We start from the raw sequence: 22,365 nt of genomic DNA on the forward strand, positions 1-22,365 counted from the left end.
GAGGCCGGGGTCGGAAGCTCAGGGGTTCCTCAATTTTGCAGTGGGAAACTCATCGAGGGTGTCCGGAAGTTGACGCGCTTTTGGCTCTCGTGGGTGGGTGAACCGTGACGGGTGTGGCCAAAGCGGTCAAATTTTCGGACGAGTGTGACGCCCGCCACATTGGTCGATGCGGGATATCAACTTCCCTTTTTTCAGGGCGAGTTGTCGGACCGGCGGGTGAATCGCGGTGCGCGGCGCGTGCCGGACCGGCTCCCGTCGGTCACCGGGTGACGGCGTCGGATGTTCGGATAACGGAATGCCTCAGGGAGCATCACGGTTAGGCATACTTTCGGTGGCGGATCTGGCGTGTGATCACTAACGCGTTGAAGACTCGCCTTCCCAGGCGCGAGCCGTGCCGGCCCCATGAGACGAGTACCCATATCGGGGGGCCGGCCGGACGGAGGGGCCGCATCACCTGCGGCCGTCGCGCGACGAGCAGGGACATCACACGCCGACAACGGCGGAAGAGTGGGCCGGACACCACCGGCCGAGAAGGGGCAGGGCACTTGTGACGGCACCGATCGAGGCCACCGGATCACAGGCCGGGGCCCAGCCCGAGGCAGTGCTGGACGGCGTGGAATCTCAGCAGATCGAGGGCCGGTCCCTCGGGCGCATCGCCTGGACCCGCTTCAAGCGGGACAAGGTGGCGGTGGCCGGAGGCATCGTTGTCGTACTGCTCATCGTCGCGGCCGTCCTCTCCCGTCCCCTGCAGTCCCTGCTCGGACTCGACCCCGACGCCTTCAACCAGGACCTGATCGATCCCAACACCACCCTCCCCAAGGGTGACTTCGGCGGTATGAGCTGGGATCATCCGCTGGGGGTGGAGCCCAAGTTCGGGCGGGACATCCTGGCGCGCATCCTCGAAGGCTCCTGGGTCTCCCTCGTGGTCGCCTTCGGCGCGACGGTCCTCTCCAATGTGATCGGCACGGTGCTCGGTCTGATCGCCGGCTACTACGGCGGTCGCGTCGACTCGGTCATCAGCCGTCTGATGGACACCTTCCTCGCCTTCCCGCTGCTGCTCTTCGCCATCGCCATCTCGGCGACGCTCCAGGGCGGAGCCTTCGGTCTGGAGGGCCTCCCGCTCCACATCCTCGTGCTGATCTTCGTCATAGGCTTCTTCAACTGGCCGTACATGGGCCGTATCGTGCGGGGCCAGACGCTCGCCCTGCGCGAGCGGGAGTTCGTGGACGCCTCCAGGGGGCTCGGCGCCGGCGGGCCGTACATCCTTTTCAAGGAACTGCTGCCCAACCTCGTGGCGCCGGTCATCGTGTACTCGACGCTGCTCATCCCGACCAACATCCTTTTCGAGGCGTCGCTCAGCTTCCTGGGCGTCGGCATCCAGCCTCCGCAGGCGTCGTGGGGCGGGATGCTCAACCAGGCCGTCGACTTCTTCGAGGTCGACCCGCAGTACATGATCGTTCCCGGTCTTGCCATCTTCATCACGGTCCTGGCCTTCAACCTTCTCGGTGACGGCCTCCGGGACGCCCTCGATCCCCGTAGCCGCTGATCGTCCGCAACCGCCGACGAACAGCAAAGCTCATCCCATGTGTCCAACCAAGAAGGGGAATGCGACCATCATGCGAAGGTCAGCAATGGCCGTAGTCGCGGCCATCAGCGGCACCGGTCTGCTCCTGGCAGGCTGCAGCAAGGCCGACGACGACAGCACCGACAACAACGGCAAGAAGGCCGCCGCCGACGCTGCGACGAAGGGGGTCGTCAACGCCTCCACGCAGAAGGGCGGGACGGTCACCTACGCGATGTCCGACGTCCCGGACTCGTTCGACCCGGGCAACACGTACTACGCGTACATGTACAACTTCAGCCGCCTCTACGCGCGTCCGCTGCTGACGTTCAACCCCGCTCCCGGTGAGAAGGGCAACGAGGTCGTCCCGGACCTCGCGGAGTCCAAGGGCCAGTCGTCCGACGGCGGCAAGACCTGGACGTACAAGATCCGCAAGGGCGTGAAGTACGAGGACGGCACCGAGGTCACCTCGGCGGACGTCAAGTACGCGGTGGAGCGCTCCAACTTCTCCCGCGACGTCCTCTCCCTCGGCCCGAACTACTTCGCCCAGTTCCTCCAGGGCGGCGACAAGTACAAGGGTCCGTACAAGGACAAGAACCCGAAGGGCCTGGCGTCCATCGAGACGCCGGACAAGTACACGATCACCTTCAAGCTCAACCAGCCGTTCACGGACTTCGACTACCTGGTCACCGCCCCGCAGACGGCCCCGGTGCCGAAGGCCAAGGACACCGGCGTCGACTACACCAAGAAGATCGTGTCCTCCGGCTCGTACAAGTTCGAGAGCTACGAGGAGGGCAAGTCGGTCACCCTCGTCCGCAACACCGCGTGGGACGCCACGACCGACCCCCTGCGCAAGCAGTACCCGGACAAGATCGTGGTGAACCTGAAGGTCAACCAGGCCACCATCGACAAGGACCTGATGGCCGGCACCACCACGGTGGACCTGGCCGGCCGCGGTGTGGACACCCAGACCCAGGCCCAGCTGCTCAACAACAAGGACCAGAAGGCCAACACCGACAACACGTACGGTGGCCGACTCGTCTACGCGGCGCTGAACACCCAGGTCAAGCCGTTCGACAACGTCGAGTGCCGCAAGGCCGTGCAGTACGCCATCGACAAGGTGGCCGTGCAGACCGCTCAGGGTGGCCCGGTCCGTGGTGACATAGCCAGCACCGTCCTTCCGCCGGACGTCATCGGCTACCAGCGGTTCGACACCTACTCGACGCCCGAGAACAAGGGTGACGCGGCGAAGGCCAAGGACCAGCTGAAGGCATGTGGCCAGGCCAAGGGCTTCAAGACCTTCATCTCCGCCCGCAGCGACCGCCAGCAGGAGGTCGACGCGGCGACGGCGATCATCGACTCGCTGAAGAAGGTCGGCATCAACGCCGAGATGAAGCAGTACCCGTCCGGCAAGTACTTCACGGACTACGCCGGCGTCCCGGCGTTCGCCAAGAAGCAGGGCATCGGCATCATGATGATGCAGTGGGGTGCTGACTGGCCCACCGGTTACGGGTTCCTGAACCAGATCCTCAACGGCAAGGCGATCAGCAGCTCCGGCAACACCAACCTCTCGTCGTTCAACAACGCCGACGTCAACAAGGCGCTCGACGCTGCGATCCAGAACCCGGACGAGGCGGCGCGCAACGCGGCCTACGCCGAGGTCGACAAGAAGACGATGGACGAGGCGGTCATCGTGCCGCTGACGTACTTCAAGGTTCTGCTGTACCGCTCGCCGAACGCCACCAACGTGGTCTCCTCGGCCGCCTGGAGCGGTCAGTACGACGTTCTGAACCTCGGCACGACCAAGAAGTAGCGCGAAGAAGAAGCCCTGGAAGGCAGGTGAAGGCATTGGCGCCCGCGGGCTGCACGGTCCGCGGGCGCCAGCGCCGGTCCCCGTGATCTCGTACATCATCCGCCGGACGATCGCCGCAGTGATCCTGCTGCTGGTCGTCACCGCGGTCACCTTCGGCATTTTCTTCCTGCTGCCGAGGCTGGCAGGACAGACTCCCGATCAGCTGGCCGCGCAGTACATCGGAAAGAACCCCTCGCCGGACGACATCCTGGCGGTCAAGCAGAACCTCGGGCTCGACAAGCCGATCTACGAGCAGTACTGGGAGTTCATCAAGGGGATCGTCTCCGGCGCCACCTACAACCTCGGTCCGACGACGGCCTCCTGCGACGTCCCGTGCTTCGGGTACTCGTTCAAGAACCACATCGAGGTCTGGCCGCAGCTCGTCGACCGTCTGCCGGTGACCATCTCGCTGGCCGCGGGCGCTGCGGTGCTCTGGCTGGTGTCGGGTGTCGCCGCGGGTGTCGTCTCGGCGCTCAAGCCCGGCTCCGTGTTCGACCGGTCCGCGATGGGCATCGCCCTGGCGGGCGTCTCGCTGCCCATGTTCTTCACCGGCCAGCTGGCCCTGCTGGTCTTCAGCTACAAGCTGGAGATCTTCGGGCGGACCTATGTGCCGTTCACGGAGAACCCGTCGCAGTGGGCCAACACCCTGTTCCTTCCGTGGTGCTCGCTCGCGCTGCTCTACTCGGCCATCTACGCGCGCCTGACCCGGTCCGGCATGCTCGAGACCATGAGCGAGGACTTCATCCGCACGGCACGGGCCAAGGGCCTGCGGGAACGCAAGGTCGTGGTCAAGCACGGTCTGCGGGCCGCGCTCACCCCGATCGTCACCGTGTTCGGCATGGACATCGGGCTGCTGCTCGGTGGCGCGGTGATCACCGAGTCGGTGTTCTCCCTGCCCGGCATCGGCCAGTACGCCGTCCAGGCGATCACCGACAACGACCTGCCGCCGATCCTGGGCGTCACCCTGCTTGCCGCCTTCTTCGTCGTGCTGTGCAACCTGGTGGTGGACGTTCTGTACGCCACCGTCGACCCGCGGGTGAGGCTCTCGTGACCGACCTTTCGAAGACCGGGGCCGCTGTGGGCGAGCCCGCGCGTGCGGGGGACAGCCCCAAAGCGTTCCTCGACGTGCGTGACCTGAAGGTGCACTTCCCGACCGACGACGGCCTGGTGAAGTCCGTCGACGGGCTCAGCTTCCAGCTGGAGAAGGGCAAGACCCTCGGCATCGTCGGCGAGTCCGGCTCGGGCAAGTCGGTGACCTCGCTGGCCATCATGGGTCTGCACCGTCTGGGCAACCGCGGCAAGAACGTGCGGATGTCCGGTGAGATCTGGCTCGACGGCACGGAGCTCGTCTCGGCCCGCGAGGACGAGGTGAGGCGGCTCCGCGGCCGCAACATGGCGATGATCTTCCAGGATCCGCTGTCCGCCATGCACCCGTACTACACGGTCGGCAACCAGATCGTGGAGGCGTACCGGGTCCATCACGACGTCGACAAGAAGACCGCCCGCCGCCGGGCGGTCGAGATGCTCGACCGGGTGGGCATCCCCGAGCCGGACAAGCGCGTCGACAATTACCCCCACGAGTTCTCCGGCGGTATGCGCCAGCGCGCGATGATCGCGATGTCGCTGGTCAACAACCCCGAGCTGCTCATCGCGGACGAGCCGACCACCGCTCTGGACGTCACCGTCCAGGCGCAGATCCTCGACCTCATCCGGGATCTGCAGAAGGAGTTCGGCTCGGCGGTCATCGTCATCACCCACGACCTGGGCGTCGTCGCCGAACTGGCCGACGACCTGCTGGTGATGTACGGCGGCCGGTGCATCGAGCGCGGCCCCGCCGACAAGGTGTTCTACGAGCCGCGTCACCCCTACACCTGGGGTCTGCTCGGTTCGATGCCGAGGCTCGACCGCGACCTGCAGGACCGCCTCGTGCCGGTCAAGGGTTCCCCGCCCTCCCTGATCAACGTCCCGTCCGGATGCGCCTTCAACCCGCGCTGTCCCTACGCGGACCTGCCGAAGGACAACGTCACCCGCACCGTCCGTCCGGAGCTGACCGAGGTCGGCGGCCGGCACTGGGCCGCCTGCCACCTGAGCGAGGAGCAGCGGGAGCGTATCTGGACCGAAGAGATTGCGCCGAAGCTGTGAGTGACGAGAACGCGGTGAAGATTCCCGCGCAGAACAAGGGCACCCGCCCCGAGCGCGAGGTGCTGCTGAGGGTCACCGGCCTGCAGAAGCACTTCCCGATCACGAAGGGCCTGCTCAAGCGGCAGGTCGGCGCGGTGCACGCGGTCGACGGGATCGACTTCGAGGTGCGCCGGGGCGAGACGCTCGGCGTCGTCGGGGAGTCGGGCTGCGGCAAGTCCACCATGGGCCGGCTCATCACACGCCTCCTCGAACCCACGGGCGGGAAGGTCGAGTTCGACGGCACCGACATCACGCATCTCGGGGTGAAGGGCCTGCGCCCGCTCCGCCGGGACGTGCAGATGATCTTCCAGGATCCCTACGGTTCGCTGAACCCGCGGCACACCATCGGGACCATCGTCTCCGCACCCTTCAAGCTCCAGGGCGTCGAGCCCGAGGGCGGTGTGAAGAAGGAGGTCCAGCGTCTGCTCGGCCTCGTCGGTCTCAGCCCCGAGCACTACAACCGCTATCCGCACGAGTTCTCCGGCGGCCAGCGCCAGCGCATCGGCATCGCCCGCGCGCTCGCGCTCAACCCGAAGCTGGTCGTGGCGGACGAGCCGGTGTCCGCGCTGGACGTGTCGATCCAGGCGCAGGTGGTGAACCTGATGGACGACCTCCAGCAGGAGCTCGGCCTGACGTACGTGATCATCGCGCACGACCTGTCGGTCGTCCGGCACGTCTCGGACCGGATCGCGGTGATGTACCTCGGCAAGATCGTGGAGCTGGCCGACCGCGACCTGCTCTACAAGTCGCCGATGCACCCGTACACCAAGGCGCTGATGTCGGCGGTGCCGATCCCGGACCCCAGCCGCAAGAACGCCAAGAGCGACCGGATCCTGCTCAAGGGCGACGTGCCCTCACCGATCGCGCCGCCGAGCGGCTGCCGCTTCCACACCCGGTGCTGGAAGGCGACGGAGATCTGCAGGACCACCGAGCCGCCGCTGATCGAGCTGCGTCCCGGCCAGCAGGTCGCCTGCCACCACCCGGAGAACTTCGAGGACCAGCAGCCGCAGGACACCGAGCTGCTGAGCGCCGCGAAGGACGCCGCGGAGCTGGTGCCGGAGGCCACGGTCTCCAAGTCCGACGAGAAGTAATCCTTGAGTGAGCCCCCGCCTTGCATTGCAAGGCGGGGGCTCACTCATAGGTAAGAATGTAGGGTGCTTGAGCAACTCTTCAGCCCGTCCGTCCAGCACACGCTCGACCTGATCGGCATCTTCGTCTTCGCCATCTCCGGCGCCCTGCTGGCCGTGCGCAAGAACTTCGACGTCTTCGGCATCGCCGTCCTCGCCGAGGTCACCGCGCTGGGCGGCGGACTCTTCCGCGACCTGGTCATCGGCGCGGTGCCCCCGGCCGCCTTCACGGACCTGGGCTACTTCCTGACGCCCCTGCTGGCCGCGCTCCTGGTGTTCTTCCTGCACCCGGAGGTGGAGCGCATCCAGCTCGGAGTGAACGTCTTCGACGCGGCGGGCCTCGGCCTGTTCGCCGTCTCGGGCACGACGAAGGCGTACGAGTACGGGCTGAACCTGACCGCGTCCGCCGCCCTCGGCCTCGCCACGGCGGTCGGCGGCGGTGTCCTGCGGGACGTCCTCGCCAACGAGGTGCCCTCGCTGCTGCGCTGGGACCGCGACCTGTACGCGGTTCCGGCGATGGTCGGCGCGGGGATGGTGGTCCTCTGCATCCGCTTCGACGCGCTGACCCCGTTCACCTCGGGCCTCGCGGTGGTGACGGCGTTCGTGCTGCGGCTGCTGGCGATGCACTACCACTGGCGGGCGCCCAGGGCGTGGAACCGGAGGTCGACCGCGCGGGAGGCGGACGAGGTCTAGGGCCCTTCTGATGGATCTCCGTGGGAGAAGGAGCGGCGTTCGGTGCGTGCGATCGGTGTGCGGCGCGGAGGGTCATGTGGCGGAGCCACCTGTCCCTCCGCGCCGTGCGGCTGGGGGCACCTCCCGCGCCCTTGAGGCAGTGGGGGAGTGCGTGCCGGGCGTCGCGACGCCGCGGAGATCCATCAGAAGGGCCCTAGGGCCGGTGCTCCTGTCCGCGGCGCTTCGCGAACTGCAAAGCTACCGCTTAGTAATTTCCTGCTGTACGGTACCTGTATGGCTCAGGCATCCCAGGCGCTCATCGGCGACAGCGAGTTCGACCGAGACACCGCGCTCACCCGCCGCTCCGAGGGCGTCTACGACATCGACCTCTCGGCCGGCTGGACCATCATCAGCGCCGTCAACGGCGGCTATCTGCTGGCGGTGCTGGGCCGCGCGCTCGCCGACGCCCTGCCGCACCCGGACCCGTTCACGGTCTCCGCGCACTATCTGACGGCGTCCCAGCCCGGCCCGGCGGTCGTGCGCACGGACGTCGTCCGCACCGGCCGCACCCTGTCCACCGGACAGGCGTCGCTCTTCCAGTACGACGAGCGGGGCGCGGAGGTCGAGCGCATCCGCGTCCTCGCCTCCTACGGCGACCTCGGCACCCTCCCCGACGACGTGCGCACCACGGCGAAGCCGCCCGCCCTCCCGCCGATGGAGCAGTGCTTCGGCCCCGAGGACGGCCCCGCCCCGGTCGACGGCAGCTCCGCCATCGCCGACCGGCTGATGCTCAAGCTGGACCCGGCGACCCTCGGCTGGGCCCTCGGACAGCCCTCCGGCAGGGGCGAGATGCGCTCCTGGTTCGGCCTCGCCGACGGCCGGGACATGGACCCGCTGTCCCTCCTCCTCGCGGTCGACGCCCTTCCCCCGACCGCCTTCGAGATGGGCATCAAGGGCTGGGTCCCGACGGTCGAACTGACCGTCCACGTACGGTGCCGCCCGGCCCCCGGCCCGGTCCGCGTCTCGATCACCACCCGCAACCTGGCGGGCGGCTTCCTGGAGGAGGACGCCGAGATCTGGGACAGCGAGGACCGCCTGGTCGCCCAGTCCCGGCAGCTGGCCCGGGTGCGGCTGGCCTGAGGGGCGACGCGGGGAACCGCACGGCCCGCACGGCCCGCGCGGGGCGGCGCGAAGCCGCCGACGGCGGCCGGGCGCACGGGGGGGGGTGATCGCCGGTGTCGGCCGGGACGCACGGGTGGGCGTGATGATCGCCGGCTCATGGCCTGACGGGTGAAGTCCGACCGCCCCTGTCGATCCTCCCGCTCCTCCGGACGCGGCAGCGTCCCCGCCTCCGACCTCGCGGCCCGTCCGGGCGCCTCGGTCCGCGCCGTCCACCGGGACGTCGAGGTCCTCTCCGGCGCGGGTGCCCCGGTCCGCACCCGGCACGGCGGCATCCGCCTCCTGGACGGCTTCCGCACGGACGTCACCGGCCCGACCGCCGACGAGCCGAGGGCGCTGTTCGTGCCCGCGGCCCGCGGCGCCCATGCCGGCCGGGCCCGGACACGGCTCTCGGCCAGGCCCTGCGCAAGGTGATGGCGGCCCTGCCCGCACCGCACCGCCCGGCGGCGGAGGCCGTCTCCCGCCGCGTCCTCGTGGACACCACCCGCCGCCCCGGCCGTCCTCCACCTGCCGCCCTGGCCGTCCTCCACCTGCCGCCCCGGCCGTCCTCCGGACGTGGTCCTCGCCGACCGTCGCCTGAGGCCGAGTCACCGGCGCGGCGGCACCGACGAGCCCCGGACCTGCACCGTCGACCCGTACGGCCTGGTCGCCAAGGCCGGGGTCCGGTACCTGGTCGCCGACCGCCGGGGCCGGCCCCGGCTGCTGCGCGCGGACCGGATCCGCTGGGCCGCCGTCCTGCCCGGTTTCGTCCGGCGCCGCCCCGGCGCCGGACCGGCCGGCGTCCGGGAGATGCTGCGCCGCCGGGTGGAGGAGCGTCGCGGCGGCCTCGGCGTCACCGCGCGGGTGCGCCGCGACCGCCCGGAGCTGTTCCTGCGCCTGAACGCGCCCTGGCCGGTCGCCCGGGAGGAGCCCCGACGGGGAGTGGGTGACCGTACGGCCGGCGTACGGGATCCTCGGCGAGGCGCGTCAACCGCTCCGGTTCGGCGACCGGGTGGAGGTGCTGGAGCCGCCCGAGGTCCGCGAGGAGCCGGCCCGCGCGGGGGTGTCCGCCGCCGGGACGTACGGCCGTGTCAGTCCAGCCAGTGGTCGCGGCCGACGGTGATGAGCCGCAGCTGACGGGAGGCGACCTGGGTGATGCGCCGCCGCTCCTCCTCGGGCGCCTCCGCCTCCTGGGCCTCCAGGAACAGGGAGGCGGTGATCAGCATCTGGTCGACGTAGAGACCGGCCAGCATCAGCAGGTCCTCGTCGCTCCAGCCCGCCGACTCCGGGTCCTTGGCCAGCTCGGTCCTCACCTCCTCGGCGAACCGGGCGAGTTGCTCCCGGATCGCCTCCCGCACCGGCTGCACGCCGCCGTGCCGCTCGCGGGCGAGGAAGCGCACATGGGAGGGGTACGCGGTGACATGACCGGCGATCAGCTCCACGGCCCGCTCGATGCGCCGGTCGCTGTCGCCGGTCGTGGACACGGTCGTGCGGATCATCGGATGCAGACTGCCCAGCGCCTCCTCGACCAGGGCCACGCCGAGATCCGCGGTGGAGCGGAAGTGCCGGTAGAAGGCGGTGGGGGCGACTCCGACGGCACGGGTGACCTCGCGCAGGCCCAGGCTGCTCAGGCTCTGTCCCTCCAGCAGCTCCAGGGCCGCGTCCAGGAGGGCCTGACGGGTCTTCTGCTTCTGGGCCTGCCGGACGCCGAGAGTGTGACTCATGCCATGCAGTTAACAACTGTTCTCCGGAATTGGGAAGCCGTCGGGTACGTTAGACTCAGAAGTCAGTGAACAACTGTAACTACAACCGTTCACCGAAGCTTCACGGGCCGTGCCCCTGGAGCGTTCCGGAGGGGGATTCCATCCGATGCTGTTCCTCGTCGCCGCACTTCTGCTGCTCGGCGTCGTCATGGGCGCCGTCGCCCACGCGCCGCTCTCCTTCACCCTCGTCACGGCCGCCGTGATCGCCGCCTGGCTCGGCGTCTTCGCGCTGCGCGAGCGCCACGGCCGCCACCACACGTCCGCCCGCTGACCGAAGGGAGCCGATCATCATGCACCTCACCGCACCGGCCACCGGCCACGACACCGCACGCGACTACGACGGCATGGCCGTCGCGTCCTTCGTCCTCGGCCTGCTGGGCCTGCTCGTCTTCAACCTCTTCCTCGGCCCGATCGCCGTCGTGCTGGCGGGCGTCGCCCTGTGGCGCGGGACGGGCCGGCGCGGCCGGGCCTGTCTGGGGCTCGCGCTGGGAGTCGCCGACCTCGTGGTGCTGGCCGCGTTCATGCAGGCCGACAACGCGATCTCCTGGAGCTTCTGAGGCGCTTTCCGGCCGCACACGGCCGACACCGCCCGCGGTGCCCCCGGCGGGGCCCCGTAGAATCGGCGTCACCATGGCTTACCTCGACCACGCCGCGACGACGCCGATGCTCCCGGAAGCGGCAGAGGCCCTGACCGCCCACCTGGGCGTCACCGGAAACGCCTCGTCCCTCCACGCCTCGGGCCGCAGAGCCCGCCGCACGGTCGAGGAAGCCCGTGAGACCCTCGCCGAGGCGCTCGGCGCACGGCCCAGCGAGGTCGTCCTGACCTCCGGCGGCACCGAGGCCGACAACCTCGCGGTGAAGGGCCTGTACTGGGCCCGCCGCGACGCCGAACCGGCCCGTACCCGCATCCTGGCCAGCCCCGTCGAGCACCACGCGGTCCTCGACGCCGTGCACTGGCTCGGCGAGCACGAGGGCGCCACGGTCGAGTACCTGCCCGTCGACGCCCACGGCCGCGTCCACCCCGACACCCTGCGCGAGGCCGTCGCCCGCAACCCCGACGACGTCGCCCTCGCCACCGTCATGTGGGCGAACAACGAGATCGGCACCGTCATGCCGGTCCGTGGACTGGCCGACGTGGCGCAGGAGTTCGGGGTGCCGCTGCACGCCGACGCGGTCCAGGCGTTCGGTCAGATTCCGGTCGACTTCGCCGGCTCCGGGCTCGCCGCCATGACCGTCTCCGGCCACAAGATCGGCGGCCCGTACGGCATCGGCGCACTGCTGCTGGGCCGGGAGTACAGCCCCGTGCCCGTCCTGCACGGCGGCGGCCAGGAACGCCATGTGCGCTCCGGCACCCTCGACGTGCCCGCCGTCGCCTCCTTCGCCGTGGCCGCACGGCTGGCCGCCGGACAGCACGAGTGGTTCGCCCACGAGATCGGCGCCCTGCGCGACGACCTGGTCACCGCGGTCCGCGCCGCCGTCCCCGACGCGATCCTCGGCGGCGACCCGGCCCCCGGGGGCCGCCTCCCCGCCAACGCCCACTTCACCTTTCCCGGCTGCGAGGGCGACTCCCTGCTGCTGCTCCTGGACGCCCAGGGCATCGAGTGCTCCACCGGCTCCGCCTGCACCGCCGGGGTCGCCCAGCCCAGCCATGTCCTCCTCGCCACGGGGACCGACCCCGACCTGGCCCGCGGCACCCTGCGCTTCTCCCTCGGCCACACCTCCACCGAGGCCGATGTCGAGGCCGTCGCCAAGGCCATCGGACCTGCCGTGGAACGGGCCCGGGCGGCAGGGCTGACCTGAGCCGTCAGGGACCGGCCCGAGCCGTCAGGGACCGGCCCGAGCCGTCAGGGACCGGCCCGAGCCGTCAGGGACCGGCCCGAGCCGTCAGGCGGGCGTGGGCGTGGGCGTGGGATCGGGGGCCGTGCCGGCCCGTCGTACCAGGCGCAGATACCGGTCCCAGTCCCAGTGCGGGCCAGGGTCGGTGTGGTCCGTGCCCGGCACCTCGACATGGCCGACGATGTGCTCCCGGTCGACGGGGATGCCGTAGCGCGCGCAGATCCGGGCGGTCAGCCGCGCGGAGGCCGCGTACATCGCGTCCGTGAAGTCCTGCGGGCGGTCGACGAAACCGGCGTGCTCGATGCCGACACTGCGCTCGTTGTACTCCCGGTTTCCCGCGTGGTACGCCACGTCCAGCTCACGGATCATCTGCGTGACACGGCCGTCCTGGCCGACGACGTAGTGCGCCGCCGCCCCGTGGCCCGGATCCTGGAACACCTGCACCGCGCTCGCGAAACTGCCCTCGGTGACATGGATGACCACCCGGTCTATCGCGTAGTCGTCCGGCCGGTCCGCCCAGCGGAAGTTGGCCGACGACGCCGCGGTCCACCGGGCCCCCGCGAAATCGACCTCGCCCGCCTTGCGCGGCTTCTCCACACCGGGCACCCGCCACCACAGCCGGCGCAGCTCGTCGCGCGCGAGCACCGCAGTGCCGGCCGCGGCCGCCATTCCCCCGACGAGCAGGGCCCGGCGTCTGATCCGCCGGTCCGAGTCGCCCGTAGTCCGTCCCATGTGATCCACAACGGATACTCGCGGGCTCCGGTTCCCGCGCCCCCGTACCCTGGAGGGGTTATGACTGACTCCCCGCAGCGCCCCCGCCCCCTCCGTGTCCTCGCCGCCATGTCCGGCGGTGTCGACTCCGCCGTCGCCGCCGCCCGTGCCGCCGAGGCGGGCCACGACGTGACCGGCGTCCATCTCGCCCTGTCCGCGAACCCCCAGTCCTTCCGCACGGGCGCGCGGGGCTGCTGCACCATCGAGGACTCCCGCGACGCCCGCCGCGCCGCGGACGTCATCGGCATCCCCTTCTACGTCTGGGACCTCGCCGACCGCTTCCGCGAGGACGTGGTCGAGGACTTCGTCGCCGAGTACGAGGCAGGCCGCACGCCCAACCCGTGCCTGCGCTGCAACGAGAAGATCAAGTTCGCGGCCCTGCTCGACAAGGCCCTCGCCCTCGGCTTCGACGCGGTCTGCACCGGCCACTACGCCCAGGTGATCCTGCGCGAGGACGGCACCCGCGAGCTGCACCGCGCCTCCGACATGGCCAAGGACCAGTCGTACGTCCTCGGGGTCCTGGACGACAGGCAGCTCGCGCACGCCATGTTCCCCCTCGGCGACACGGTGACGACGAAGGACGAGATCCGTGCCGAGGCCGAGCGCCGCGGCCTCGCGGTCGCCAGGAAGCCCGACTCGCACGACATCTGCTTCATCGCCGACGGCGACACCCAGGGCTTCCTCGCCCGCCGCCTCGGCACGGCACAGGGGGACATCGTCGACGAGGGCGGCAACAAGCTCGGCACCCACGACGGCGCCTACGGCTTCACCATCGGCCAGCGCAAGGGCCTGCGCATCGGCACCCCCGCCGCCGACGGCAAGCCCCGCTACGTCCTGGACATCTCCCCGGTGGACAACACCGTCACCGTCGGCCCGGCCGCCGCCCTCGACGTGACCGGGCTGACCGCGATCAAGCCCCGCTGGTGCGGCGCGGCCCCCGCCGGCCCCGGCACCTACACCGCCCAGCTGCGCGCCCACGGCGGCGAGACCGAGGTCACCGCCGAACCGGTCGACGGCGAGCTGGTCGTGTCGTTCGCCGAGCCGGTCCGCGGCGTCGCGCCCGGCCAGGCGATCGTGCTGTACGACGGCACACGCGTGGTCGGTTCGGCGACCATCGCGTCGACCACGCGCGCGGAGGCGCTGTCGCACCCTTGATCTAGAGTGCCCGCACCGGGCGGATCATCGCCCGGTGTTCACAGGCACACATCAGGGGTGGGACATGACTCTGCCGATCCAGGACAGATTCCCGGCCGCGCGGCGCGCGGCAACCGTTTTCGCGGCCGCCGGCACGGCTCTCGCGAGCATGCTGCTCACGGCTCCGAGCGCGCACGCGGCCGACAGCGACATCACGTTCTCGGCTGTGGTCATCAACAAGGGCAAGCCGATCGTGGTGGGCACGGGTGCCGAGATCGAGGTGCCGATGACGTACACGGTGAGGACGAAGGCCAAGCTGGACGACTGGAGCATCCGCGTCTATCGCGGCACCTTCGGCTCGAACAGCAGGGGACTGGCCATCGGGACGATCCAGTGGAACTGCATGCAGTCGAGCGCCGGTGGCTACACCTACCACGACTGTGACGAGTCGCTTCAGATCGACCCCCTGATGCTCCCCGGGGGCAAGAAGCTCGTCAACAGCGACGCCACGACGTGGAAGACGGCCGGCCTGGCGATCAAGGTCGGCGGCGGCTATGACGACGACCTGCTCGCCTACACCACCCGCCTCAAGCGCGCCTCCCTCATCGAGAGCGCCGACGCGAGCCCGGAGCCGGTCACCAAGGGCAAGCCGATCACGGTCAAGGGCACTCTGAAGCGCGCCAACTGGGACACGCACCGCTACGACCTGTACGGCGGCCAGAAGGTCACCCTCCAGTTCAAGGCGGCGGGCACGACGACGTACACGAACGTCAAGACGCTCACGACCACCTCGACGGGCGCCCTGAAGACCACCGTCACCGCGGCCAAGGACGGCACCTGGCGCTGGTACTACGCGGGCGACTCCGTCACGGGCGCCAAGGCCACGACCGGGGACTACGTGGACGTGCGATAACCGGTTGTCCCGGGTCGGAGGGGGAGCCGTACGGTGTCGCTCATGAACATCTGCGTCTTCCTCTCCGCCGCCGACCTCGACGACCGCTACACCCGCCCCGCGCGCGAGTTCGCCGAGCTGATGGGCAAGGGCGGGCACGCCCTCGTGTGGGGCGGTTCCGACGTCGGCCTGATGAAGGTCGTGGCGGACGGCGTGCAGGAGACGGGCGGGCGCCTCGTCGGCGTCTCTGTGGGCTTCCTGTCCGCGACGGCCCGCGCCGGGGCGGACGAGATGGTGGTCGCGCGCGACCTCGCCGAGCGCAAGAGGCTCCTCCTGGAGAAGGCCGACGCCGTGGTGGTCATGGTCGGCGGCACGGGCACGCTGGACGAGGCGACCGAGATCCTGGAGCTGAAGAAGCACGGCCACACCGACAAGCCGGTCGTGCTCCTGAACACCGCCGGGTTCTACGACGGCCTCAAGGAGCAGTTCCGCCGCATGGAGGACGAGGGCTTCCTGCCCCGCCCCCTGACCGAGCTGGTGTTCTTCGCCGAGGAGCCGGTCGGCGCACTGGCCTACCTGGAGGAGAGCCACGGCGTGCGGTGATGCGAGCATGGCGGGCATGGCAACTCATCTGATCACCGGGGCCGGCTCCGGCATCGGCGCGGCCGTCGCCCGCCGTCTGCACACGCGCGGGGACGCACTCGTGCTGCACGCGCGCGACGCGGGCCGCGCCAAGGAGCTGGCGGCCCGGTTCCCCGGCGCGAAGACCCTGGTCGGCGACCTCGCCGACCCCGACCGGCTCAGCTGGGCCTTCTCCCACCAGACGCTGCCGGACCGGGTCGACACCCTGCTGCACATCGCGGGCGTCGTCGACCTCGGCCCGGTCGGCGACCTGACCCCCAAGGCATGGCGCCACCAGCTCAACGTCAACCTGGTCTCCCCGGCCGAGCTGACCCGCCACTTCCTGCCCCAACTGCGCGCCTCGCGCGGGCACGTGCTCTTCGTCAACTCCGGCGCCGGCCTCAACGCCCACGCCGACTGGTCCGCGTACGCCGCCTCCAAGCACGGCCTGAAGGCGCTCGCCGACTCCCTGCGCCACGAGGAGCACGGCAACGGCGTCCGCGTCACCTCCGTGTACCCCGGCCGCACGGCCAGCCCCATGCAGGCCAAGGTGCACCGGCAGGAGGGCAAGGACTACGACGCCTCCAGGTGGATCGACCCCGAGTCCGTCGCGACGACGATCCTCATGGCCCTCGACCTGCCCCGCGACGCCGAGGTCAACGACCTCACGGTCCGGCCGGGCAGGTGAGCCCGCGGCGCATGGACCGCCGGTGGTGTTCCGTAGGCTGACCCGGTGAGCGAAGACAGCCAGTTCAGCTTCGGCGCGGCCACCGGCGTCGGGTCCATGCCCGGCGGCGACGCCCGGGAGGCCGCCAAGACCGTCACCGGGTCCTTCGAGGACTTCCCGTACCTCGCCGAACTGCCCGCGCGCGGGCCCGGCGCGGACATGATCGGGCGGACCGCGGGGATGCTCGTCGAGATGTACGCGCGCGTGGAGCCCAGCGGCTGGCGCCTCGGCGACCGGCCCGGCCGGGACACCAAGCGCGCCCGCTCCTGGCTGGGGGAGGACCTCGACGCGCTGGAGGAGTTCACCCAGGACTATCGCGGCCCGCTGAAGGTGCAGGCGGTCGGCCCCTGGACCCTCGCCGCGAGTCTGGAGCTGCGCAACGGCGAGGCCGCGCTCTCCGACCCCGGAGCCTGCCGCGACCTCACCGCCTCCCTCGCCGAGGGCCTGCGCCTGCACCTGGCGGAGATGCAGCGGCGCGTGCCCGGCGCACAGCTCGTCCTCCAGCTCGACGAGCCGTCCCTGACCTCCGTGCTGCGCGGGCAGGTCAGGACCGCCAGCGGCTACCGCACCCACCGGGCCGTGGACCGGCAGCTCGTGGAGGCCGCGCTCCGCGACGTCGTCGGGGTGCACGACGACGGGCGGACCGTGGTCCACTCGTGCGCACCGGACGTGCCGTTCGCGCTGCTGCGCCGGGCGGGCGTGGCCGGCATCTCCTTCGACCTCTCGCTCCTCACCGAACGTGACGACGAGGTGATCGGTGAAGCCGTGGAGGCGGGCACCCGGCTCTTCGCCGGTGTCGTGCCGGGCACGGACGGCCGATTGTCGGACCCTGCCGGTAGCGTCATGGGTGTCAGAACGCTGTGGCGCAGGCTGGGGCTGCGGCCGGGACTTCTCCCGGACGCGGTCACGGTCACCCCGGCATGCGGACTCGCGGGCGCCTCGCCCGACTACGCCCGCCGTGCCCTCGCCCACTGCGTACGGGCGGCGAGATCACTCGCGGACAACCCTGAGTAACGGGAGGACGACACGGTGGCCGGCGACAAGCAAGCGGAGACGACGGTGCCCGCCGAGGTGCGCGAGCAGCACGCGGAGCTCGCCGAGCAGATCGAGGAGCACCGCTTCCGGTACTACGTGAAGGACGCCCCGGTCGTCAGCGACGCGGAGTTCGACCGGCTCCTGCGCTCCCTGGAGGCGCTGGAGGAGGAGCATCCGGAGCTGCGGACACCGGACTCGCCGACGCAGAAGGTGGCCGTCGAGTTCGAGACCGACCTGGCCGAGGTCGAGCACCGCGAGCGCATGCTCTCGCTCGACAACGTCTTCGACGACGCCGGACTCGCCGCCTGGGCCGAGCGCGTCGCGAAGGACGTCGGCACCCCGGACCACCACTTCCTGTGCGAGCTCAAGGTCGACGGCCTCGCGGTCAACCTGACGTACGAGAACGGCCGTCTCGTAAGGGCGGCCACCCGTGGCACCGGACGGATCGGCGAGGACATCACGCCCAACGTGATGACGATCGCGGAGATCCCGCACCGCCTCACCGGCGAGCACGTGCCCCGCCTCGTCGAGATCCGCGGCGAGGTCTACTTCCCGATGGACGCCTTCGCCGGCCTCAACGCCCGCCGCGTGGCGGCGGGTGAGAAGCCGTACGCCAACCCCCGCAACTCCGCCTCGGGTTCGCTGCGCCAGAAGGACCCGAAGGTCACGGCGACCCTGCCGCTCCACATGGTCGTGCACGGCATCGGCGCCCTGGAGGGCTTCGAGGGCATGACCCGCCTCTCCGAGGCGTACGACCTGCTGGCGAGCTGGGGCCTGCCCACCTCCCGGCACAACAAGGTGGTCGACGGCCTCGACGGAGTGCGGCAGTTCATCGCCCACTACGGCGAGAACCGCCACTCCGTGGAGCACGAGATCGACGGCGTGGTCGTCAAGCTCGACGAGATCCGCCTCCAGGGCCGCCTGGGCTCCACGGCACGCGCCCCGCGCTGGGCGATCGCGTACAAGTACGCGCCGGAGGAGGTCAACACCAAACTGGTCAACATCCGCGTGGGCGTGGGACGTACGGGCCGGGTCACGCCGTACGCGCAGGTCGAGCCGGTCACCGTGGCGGGCTCGGAGGTCGAGTTCGCGACGCTGCACAACCAGGACGTCGTCAAGGCCAAGGGCGTGCTGATCGGCGACACCGTCGTGCTGCGCAAGGCGGGTGACGTCATCCCGGAGATCCTCGGCCCGGTCGTGGACCTGCGGGACGGCAGCGAGCGCGAGTTCGTGATGCCCTCGGAGTGTCCCGAGTGCGGCACCCCGCTGCGGCCGATGAAGGAGGGCGACATCGACCTGCGCTGCCCGAACGCCCGCACCTGCCCGGCCCAGCTGCGCGAGCGCCTGTTCTACCTGGCGGGCCGCAAGTCGCTGGACATCGAGCACTTCGGGTACGTGGCCGCGGCCGCGCTCACCAAGCCGCTGGAGCCGGCCGAGCCCGCGCTGAAGGACGAGGGCGATCTGTTCGACCTCACCGTCGAGCAGCTGCTGCCGATCAAGGCGTACGTCCTCGACCAGGACAGCGGACTGCCCAAGCGTGACCCGAAGACCGGCGAGGAGAAGATCGTCACGGTCTTCGCCAACCAGCAGGGCGAGGCGAAGAAGAACGCCGTCGCGATGCTGGAGAACATCGCCGCGGCCAGGCAGCGCCCGCTCGCCCGGCTGCTGACCGGGCTGTCCGTCCGGCACGTCGGGCCGGTCGCCGCCGAGGCCCTCGCGCGGGAGTTCCGCTCGATCGACCGCATCCAGCAGGCGAGCGAGGAGGAGCTCACCGCCGTCGACGGGGTGGGCGAGATCGTCGCCAAGGCCCTCAAGGAGTGGTTCGCCGAGGACTGGCACCAGGAGATCCTGCGCAAGTGGAGGACCGCCGGGGTCTCGCTGGAGGAGGAAGGTTCCGGCGAGGACGAGGGACCGCGCCCGCTGGAGGGCCTCACCGTCGTCGTCACCGGCACCCTGGAGCGCTACACCCGCGACGGAGCCAAGGACGCCCTGCAGAGCAGAGGCGCGAAGGTGACCGGTTCCGTGTCGAAGAAGACCTCGTTCGTCGTGGTGGGTGAGAACCCCGGTTCGAAGTACGACAAGGCGATGCAGCTCAAGGTTCCGGTTCTGAACGAGGACGGATTCGACGTCCTGCTCGCGGAAGGGCCGGAAGCAGCCACGGAATTCGCGGTTCCGACCGAGGAGTAGCGGTTGAAGGCCACCCGATCGGCGCATATCAGATGCATACGGGTGGCCAGGGCGCATTCGGGCAACCGTCGACGACCGCTGCCCGAGGAAGCCTTCCGCGGCCTACTGTTGAGGTGTGCACCTGCCGTGCCCAGCTGCGGTCGGGGCATTCCTCTGCTGCCGGAGAGCAGCGGGAAGGGTTTTCCGACGTGGTGCCGATGCGGAATGTCGGGCATCGGGGCCGCGTGGCGTGGGCACCGCCGGCTGTGAGAGGGACGGGAATGGAACCGACCGAGAGCGCCGCCCCGCACTCACGGCTGCGTCGGCTGGCCGGCGTGTGGCGCGAGGGCAGGGCGGCCCTGCGGCGCGTCACCGCGCCGGACCGCGCCGGCACGGACCTCCTGGGCGCCGCCCCGGTGGGCGCGGTCCCGCTGGGCGCCGTCCCGCTCACCGCCGGGCCCGCCGCCGCACTGCCCGGCACGGACCCCGAACGGCACACCTCCCTGCCCCCGCTGCCCGCCGCGGTCGTCGCGGCCGCCGGGCTCGCCCTCGGGGCCGGTTTCCACCGGGCCTTCACCGGCAGCCACGCGCTGTTCCCGTCGGGCACGGCCGGCTGGGCGCTGGCCGTGCTGACCGGCCTGATCGTCGGTCATCTGGTCATGCTGGGCCGCGCCCGCTGGTGGGGCGGCACCGGATCGGGCGCCGCGCTCACCCTCGCGGTGCTGCTGCTGTACGGCTGGGTGCCCGCCGGGATGGTCAGCCTCACCGTCGTCGTCCTGGTCGGCATAGCCCGCAGACACCGCTGGCGGCAGGGCGTGCTGCACGGGGCGGTGGACATCCTCGGGATCGGCGCCGGCGCACTCGTGCTCGCCTCCTTCGGCCGGGTGCCGTCGGTGGAGACCCCCTGGAACCCCGACACCTGGAGTCTCTACACCGCCCCCGAGGTGGCGCTGGCGGCCGGGTCCTACCTCGCCGTCTCACGCGCCCTGCTGTGGTACCTCCACGCGCCCCGCTCCGGCGGGCTGCCCACCATCGCCCGCACCGCTCTGGTCCGGCAGGGCCTGGTGGCCGTCGCGCTGCTCGGCATAGCCCCGCTGGTGTGCGTGGTCGCGATGGACAAGCCGCTGCTGCTGCCCCTGTTCGCGATCCCGCTCGTCGCCCTCGACTCGACCCTCTGGATGGCCCGCGCCCGCGCCGAGGAGCAGCTGCGCGACCCGCTGACCGGGCTGCCCAACCGCCAGTGGCTGCTGGAGCGCATCTGGACCGCCCTGGACGACGCCGAGCGCATCGGCGCCCGGTCCGCCCTGATGCTGATCGACCTCGACCGCTTCCGGTCGGTCAACGACACGCTCGGCCATCTCGCCGGTGACCGGCTGCTGCTGCAGACCGCGGACCGGCTGCGGCTGGCCCTGCCGCGGGGCGCGGAGGTCGCCCGGCTCGGCGGCGACGAGTTCGCCGTGTTACTGCCGGTCGCCGACTCCACCACGTCCGCGACCCGTATCGCCCGCGGCATCGTCGCCGCGCTCAGCTCCCCGCTCGACCTCGACGGGCTCACGCTCGTGCTGGAGGCCAGCGCGGGAGTCGCCGTCTTCCCCGACCACGCCGCGGACGCAGAGGGCATGCTGCGCCGCGCGGACGTGGCGATGTACCAGGCCAAGCGGGACCGCACCGGGGTCGAGGTCTACGAGTCCAAGCGCGACTCCAACACCCCCGACCGCCTCGGACTGCTGGCCGACCTGCGCCGGGCGCTGGACGCGCACGAGGTGCAGCTGCACTACCAGCCCAAGGTCCGTTTCGACGGACAGGTGGCCGGACTGGAGGCCCTCGTCCGCTGGGTGCACCCGGAGCGGGGCAAGGTCCCGCCGGACGAGTTCATAGCCATCGCCGAGTCCTCCGGTCTGATGCCGCACCTCACCGAGTACGTGCTGGAGAGCGCGCTCGGCCAGGTCGCCCGGTGGCGCTCCCAGGGCCTGTTCGTGCCCGTCGCGGTCAATGTCTCCCCGCGTGACGTCCACTCGCCCGGCTTCGCCGGCTCCGTCGCCGCGCGGCTCGCCCGGCACGGGGTCCCGGCCGGGGCGCTCCAGCTGGAGATCACGGAACACGTCCTCCTGGAGGACCCGCAGCGCGCCGCCGACACCCTCGCCGGCCTCACCGCGCACGGCGTGAAGATGTCCTTGGACGACTTCGGCACCGGCTACTCCTCACTGGTGCACCTCAGGCGGCTGCCGGTCAGCGAGCTGAAGATCGACCGCTCCTTCGTGGCCCGGCTCGCCGTCGACAACGAGGACGCCGAGATCGTGCGCTGCACCGTCGATCTCGCGCATTCCCTCGGTCTGCTCGTCGTCGCCGAGGGCGTCGAGGACGACGAGACCTGGGAGCGGCTGCGCGACCTGGGCTGCGACGCCGTACAGGGGTGGCTGGTCGCCGCGGCGATGCCGCCCGACGAGACGACGGCCTGGCTCCGCGCCCGCGGCGCCCGCGGCTGGCAGCGGCCGCGCGCGGCGCTCCCGGCCGCCGAGTAGACGCCGCGGGCCGCCGCCCGCCCGGCTGCCGCCCGCCCGCCGGGCCGGCTGCTCGCCCGTCCGTCCGGCCGCCGGTCGCCCGCTCGGCCGCCGAGCGCCCTGCCGTCGGCCGTTCGGCCCGCGTCCTGCGCCTGCAGCGGTGTGGTGGCTCGTCGCGCAGTTCCCCGCGCCTCTGTCGGGACGGCCTGGTGGGGTTTGTGCTGCTCGTGTCCGCTGCTGTCCGCGGTTCTGTGACCGGTCTGTTCGCCGTTCTGCGCCTGCAGCGGTGTGGTGGCTCGTCGCGCAGTTCCCCGCGCCTCTGTCGGGACGGCCTGGTGGGGTTTGTGCTGCTCGTGTCCGCTGCTGTC

At 70.9% G+C, this 22,365-nt stretch carries 19 protein-coding genes and 1 pseudogene; 18 read left to right on the forward strand and 2 right to left on the reverse strand.

Annotated elements, in window-relative coordinates:
* The first annotated feature begins 547 nt into the window (after positions 1–547).
* The 8 genes and pseudogenes from ACIQGV_RS35165 to ACIQGV_RS35200 all read left to right on the forward strand — a co-directional run bounded on the left by ACIQGV_RS35165 (position 548) and on the right by ACIQGV_RS35200 (position 9,674).
* Positions 548–1,546, forward strand: a complete 999-nt coding sequence (locus ACIQGV_RS35165) for an ABC transporter permease (protein ID WP_402502365.1) — start codon at positions 548–550, stop codon at positions 1,544–1,546.
* Between the two features lie 85 nt (positions 1,547–1,631).
* Complete coding sequence (locus ACIQGV_RS35170) at positions 1,632–3,374, forward strand: ABC transporter substrate-binding protein (protein WP_402502368.1); 1,743 nt, start codon at positions 1,632–1,634, stop codon at positions 3,372–3,374.
* Between the two features lie 82 nt (positions 3,375–3,456).
* Positions 3,457–4,464: an ABC transporter permease gene (locus ACIQGV_RS35175; protein ID WP_402502371.1), complete on the forward strand. Its 1,008-nt coding sequence runs from the start codon at positions 3,457–3,459 to the stop codon at positions 4,462–4,464.
* Positions 4,461–5,555 carry an ABC transporter ATP-binding protein gene (locus ACIQGV_RS35180; RefSeq protein WP_402502374.1) on the forward strand — a complete coding sequence of 365 codons (1,095 nt, stop codon included), beginning with the start codon at positions 4,461–4,463 and terminating at the stop codon, positions 5,553–5,555. Before ACIQGV_RS35175 ends, ACIQGV_RS35180 begins: the two co-directional genes overlap by 4 nt.
* Positions 5,552–6,685: an ABC transporter ATP-binding protein gene (locus tag ACIQGV_RS35185; protein ID WP_402502377.1), complete on the forward strand. Its 1,134-nt coding sequence runs from the start codon at positions 5,552–5,554 to the stop codon at positions 6,683–6,685. Before ACIQGV_RS35180 ends, ACIQGV_RS35185 begins: the two co-directional genes overlap by 4 nt.
* A gap of 63 nt (positions 6,686–6,748) precedes the next feature.
* Positions 6,749–7,414: a trimeric intracellular cation channel family protein gene (locus ACIQGV_RS35190; RefSeq protein WP_402502380.1), complete on the forward strand. Its 666-nt coding sequence runs from the start codon at positions 6,749–6,751 to the stop codon at positions 7,412–7,414.
* Positions 7,415–7,687: 273 nt separating this feature from the next.
* Positions 7,688–8,533: a thioesterase family protein gene (locus ACIQGV_RS35195; protein WP_402502383.1), complete on the forward strand. Its 846-nt coding sequence runs from the start codon at positions 7,688–7,690 to the stop codon at positions 8,531–8,533.
* 150 nt (positions 8,534–8,683) lie between these two features.
* Positions 8,684–9,674 (forward strand): annotated as a pseudogene (locus ACIQGV_RS35200) (helix-turn-helix transcriptional regulator).
* Here ACIQGV_RS35200 and ACIQGV_RS35205 read toward each other — a convergent pair.
* On the reverse strand, positions 9,643–10,275 hold the full coding sequence (locus tag ACIQGV_RS35205) for a TetR family transcriptional regulator (RefSeq protein ID WP_402502386.1): 633 nt from the start codon (positions 10,273–10,275) through the stop codon (positions 9,643–9,645). The pseudogene ACIQGV_RS35200 and the gene ACIQGV_RS35205 sit on opposite strands and share 32 nt — an antisense overlap.
* 145 nt (positions 10,276–10,420) lie before the next feature.
* Here ACIQGV_RS35205 and ACIQGV_RS35210 point away from each other — a divergent pair, with 145 nt between their 5' ends.
* From ACIQGV_RS35210 to ACIQGV_RS35220, 3 genes are all read left to right on the forward strand, one after another.
* Positions 10,421–10,585, forward strand: a complete 165-nt coding sequence (locus ACIQGV_RS35210) for a hypothetical protein (RefSeq protein ID WP_402502389.1) — start codon at positions 10,421–10,423, stop codon at positions 10,583–10,585.
* A gap of 19 nt (positions 10,586–10,604) precedes the next feature.
* A complete protein-coding gene (locus tag ACIQGV_RS35215) occupies positions 10,605–10,871 on the forward strand; it encodes a DUF4190 domain-containing protein (protein WP_402502392.1) in 267 nt (88 codons plus the stop codon).
* Between the two features lie 73 nt (positions 10,872–10,944).
* Positions 10,945–12,114: a cysteine desulfurase family protein gene (locus ACIQGV_RS35220; protein ID WP_402502395.1), complete on the forward strand. Its 1,170-nt coding sequence runs from the start codon at positions 10,945–10,947 to the stop codon at positions 12,112–12,114.
* Between the two features lie 84 nt (positions 12,115–12,198).
* Here the strand turns inward: ACIQGV_RS35220 and ACIQGV_RS35225 are convergent, their stop codons facing one another.
* Positions 12,199–12,882, reverse strand: a complete 684-nt coding sequence (locus ACIQGV_RS35225; protein WP_402502399.1) for an N-acetylmuramoyl-L-alanine amidase — start codon at positions 12,880–12,882, stop codon at positions 12,199–12,201.
* A 60-nt stretch (positions 12,883–12,942) separates the two neighbouring features.
* Between ACIQGV_RS35225 and mnmA the strand changes: the two genes are divergently transcribed.
* The 7 genes from mnmA (at position 12,943) to ACIQGV_RS35260 (ending at position 22,018) form a co-directional block, all read left to right on the forward strand.
* Positions 12,943–14,076 carry a tRNA 2-thiouridine(34) synthase MnmA gene (gene mnmA, locus ACIQGV_RS35230; protein WP_402502402.1) on the forward strand — a complete coding sequence of 378 codons (1,134 nt, stop codon included), beginning with the start codon at positions 12,943–12,945 and terminating at the stop codon, positions 14,074–14,076.
* A 64-nt stretch (positions 14,077–14,140) separates the two neighbouring features.
* The gene (locus tag ACIQGV_RS35235; protein WP_402502405.1) at positions 14,141–14,968 is read left to right on the forward strand and encodes a hypothetical protein; all 828 of its coding nucleotides are present in this window, start codon (positions 14,141–14,143) and stop codon (positions 14,966–14,968) included.
* A gap of 42 nt (positions 14,969–15,010) precedes the next feature.
* Complete coding sequence (locus ACIQGV_RS35240; protein ID WP_402502408.1) at positions 15,011–15,550, forward strand: TIGR00730 family Rossman fold protein; 540 nt, start codon at positions 15,011–15,013, stop codon at positions 15,548–15,550.
* A gap of 16 nt (positions 15,551–15,566) precedes the next feature.
* The gene (locus tag ACIQGV_RS35245; RefSeq protein ID WP_402502411.1) at positions 15,567–16,256 is read left to right on the forward strand and encodes an SDR family oxidoreductase; all 690 of its coding nucleotides are present in this window, start codon (positions 15,567–15,569) and stop codon (positions 16,254–16,256) included.
* 45 nt (positions 16,257–16,301) lie between these two features.
* Entirely contained in the window at positions 16,302–17,309 is a 1,008-nt protein-coding gene (locus ACIQGV_RS35250) for a methionine synthase (protein WP_402502415.1), read from the forward strand.
* A gap of 15 nt (positions 17,310–17,324) precedes the next feature.
* On the forward strand, positions 17,325–19,517 hold the full coding sequence (ligA, locus tag ACIQGV_RS35255) for an NAD-dependent DNA ligase LigA (protein WP_402502418.1): 2,193 nt from the start codon (positions 17,325–17,327) through the stop codon (positions 19,515–19,517).
* 260 nt (positions 19,518–19,777) lie between these two features.
* Positions 19,778–22,018, forward strand: a complete 2,241-nt coding sequence (locus ACIQGV_RS35260; protein ID WP_402502421.1) for a putative bifunctional diguanylate cyclase/phosphodiesterase — start codon at positions 19,778–19,780, stop codon at positions 22,016–22,018.
* Positions 22,019–22,365: the final 347 nt, after the last annotated feature.

Origin of the sequence: Streptomyces sp. NPDC093094 (genome assembly GCF_044754345.1) — a bacterium.
In the GTDB taxonomy this organism is placed as follows: domain Bacteria; phylum Actinomycetota; class Actinomycetes; order Streptomycetales; family Streptomycetaceae; genus Streptomyces.

Coding starts and splice junctions, on each gene's coding strand:
- ACIQGV_RS35170 (WP_402502368.1), top strand. CDS start 1,632: ATGGCCGTAGTCGCGGCCATCAGCGGCACCGGTCTGCTCCTGGCAGGC.
- ACIQGV_RS35195 (WP_402502383.1), top strand. CDS start 7,688: ATGGCTCAGGCATCCCAGGCGCTCATCGGCGACAGCGAGTTCGACCGA.
- ACIQGV_RS35205 (WP_402502386.1), bottom strand. CDS start 10,275: ATGAGTCACACTCTCGGCGTCCGGCAGGCCCAGAAGCAGAAGACCCGT.
- ACIQGV_RS35210 (WP_402502389.1), top strand. CDS start 10,421: ATGCTGTTCCTCGTCGCCGCACTTCTGCTGCTCGGCGTCGTCATGGGC.
- ACIQGV_RS35215 (WP_402502392.1), top strand. CDS start 10,605: ATGCACCTCACCGCACCGGCCACCGGCCACGACACCGCACGCGACTAC.
- ACIQGV_RS35220 (WP_402502395.1), top strand. CDS start 10,945: ATGGCTTACCTCGACCACGCCGCGACGACGCCGATGCTCCCGGAAGCG.
- ACIQGV_RS35225 (WP_402502399.1), bottom strand. CDS start 12,882: ATGGGACGGACTACGGGCGACTCGGACCGGCGGATCAGACGCCGGGCC.
- mnmA (WP_402502402.1), top strand. CDS start 12,943: ATGACTGACTCCCCGCAGCGCCCCCGCCCCCTCCGTGTCCTCGCCGCC.
- ACIQGV_RS35235 (WP_402502405.1), top strand. CDS start 14,141: ATGACTCTGCCGATCCAGGACAGATTCCCGGCCGCGCGGCGCGCGGCA.
- ACIQGV_RS35240 (WP_402502408.1), top strand. CDS start 15,011: ATGAACATCTGCGTCTTCCTCTCCGCCGCCGACCTCGACGACCGCTAC.
- ACIQGV_RS35245 (WP_402502411.1), top strand. CDS start 15,567: ATGGCAACTCATCTGATCACCGGGGCCGGCTCCGGCATCGGCGCGGCC.
- ACIQGV_RS35260 (WP_402502421.1), top strand. CDS start 19,778: ATGGAACCGACCGAGAGCGCCGCCCCGCACTCACGGCTGCGTCGGCTG.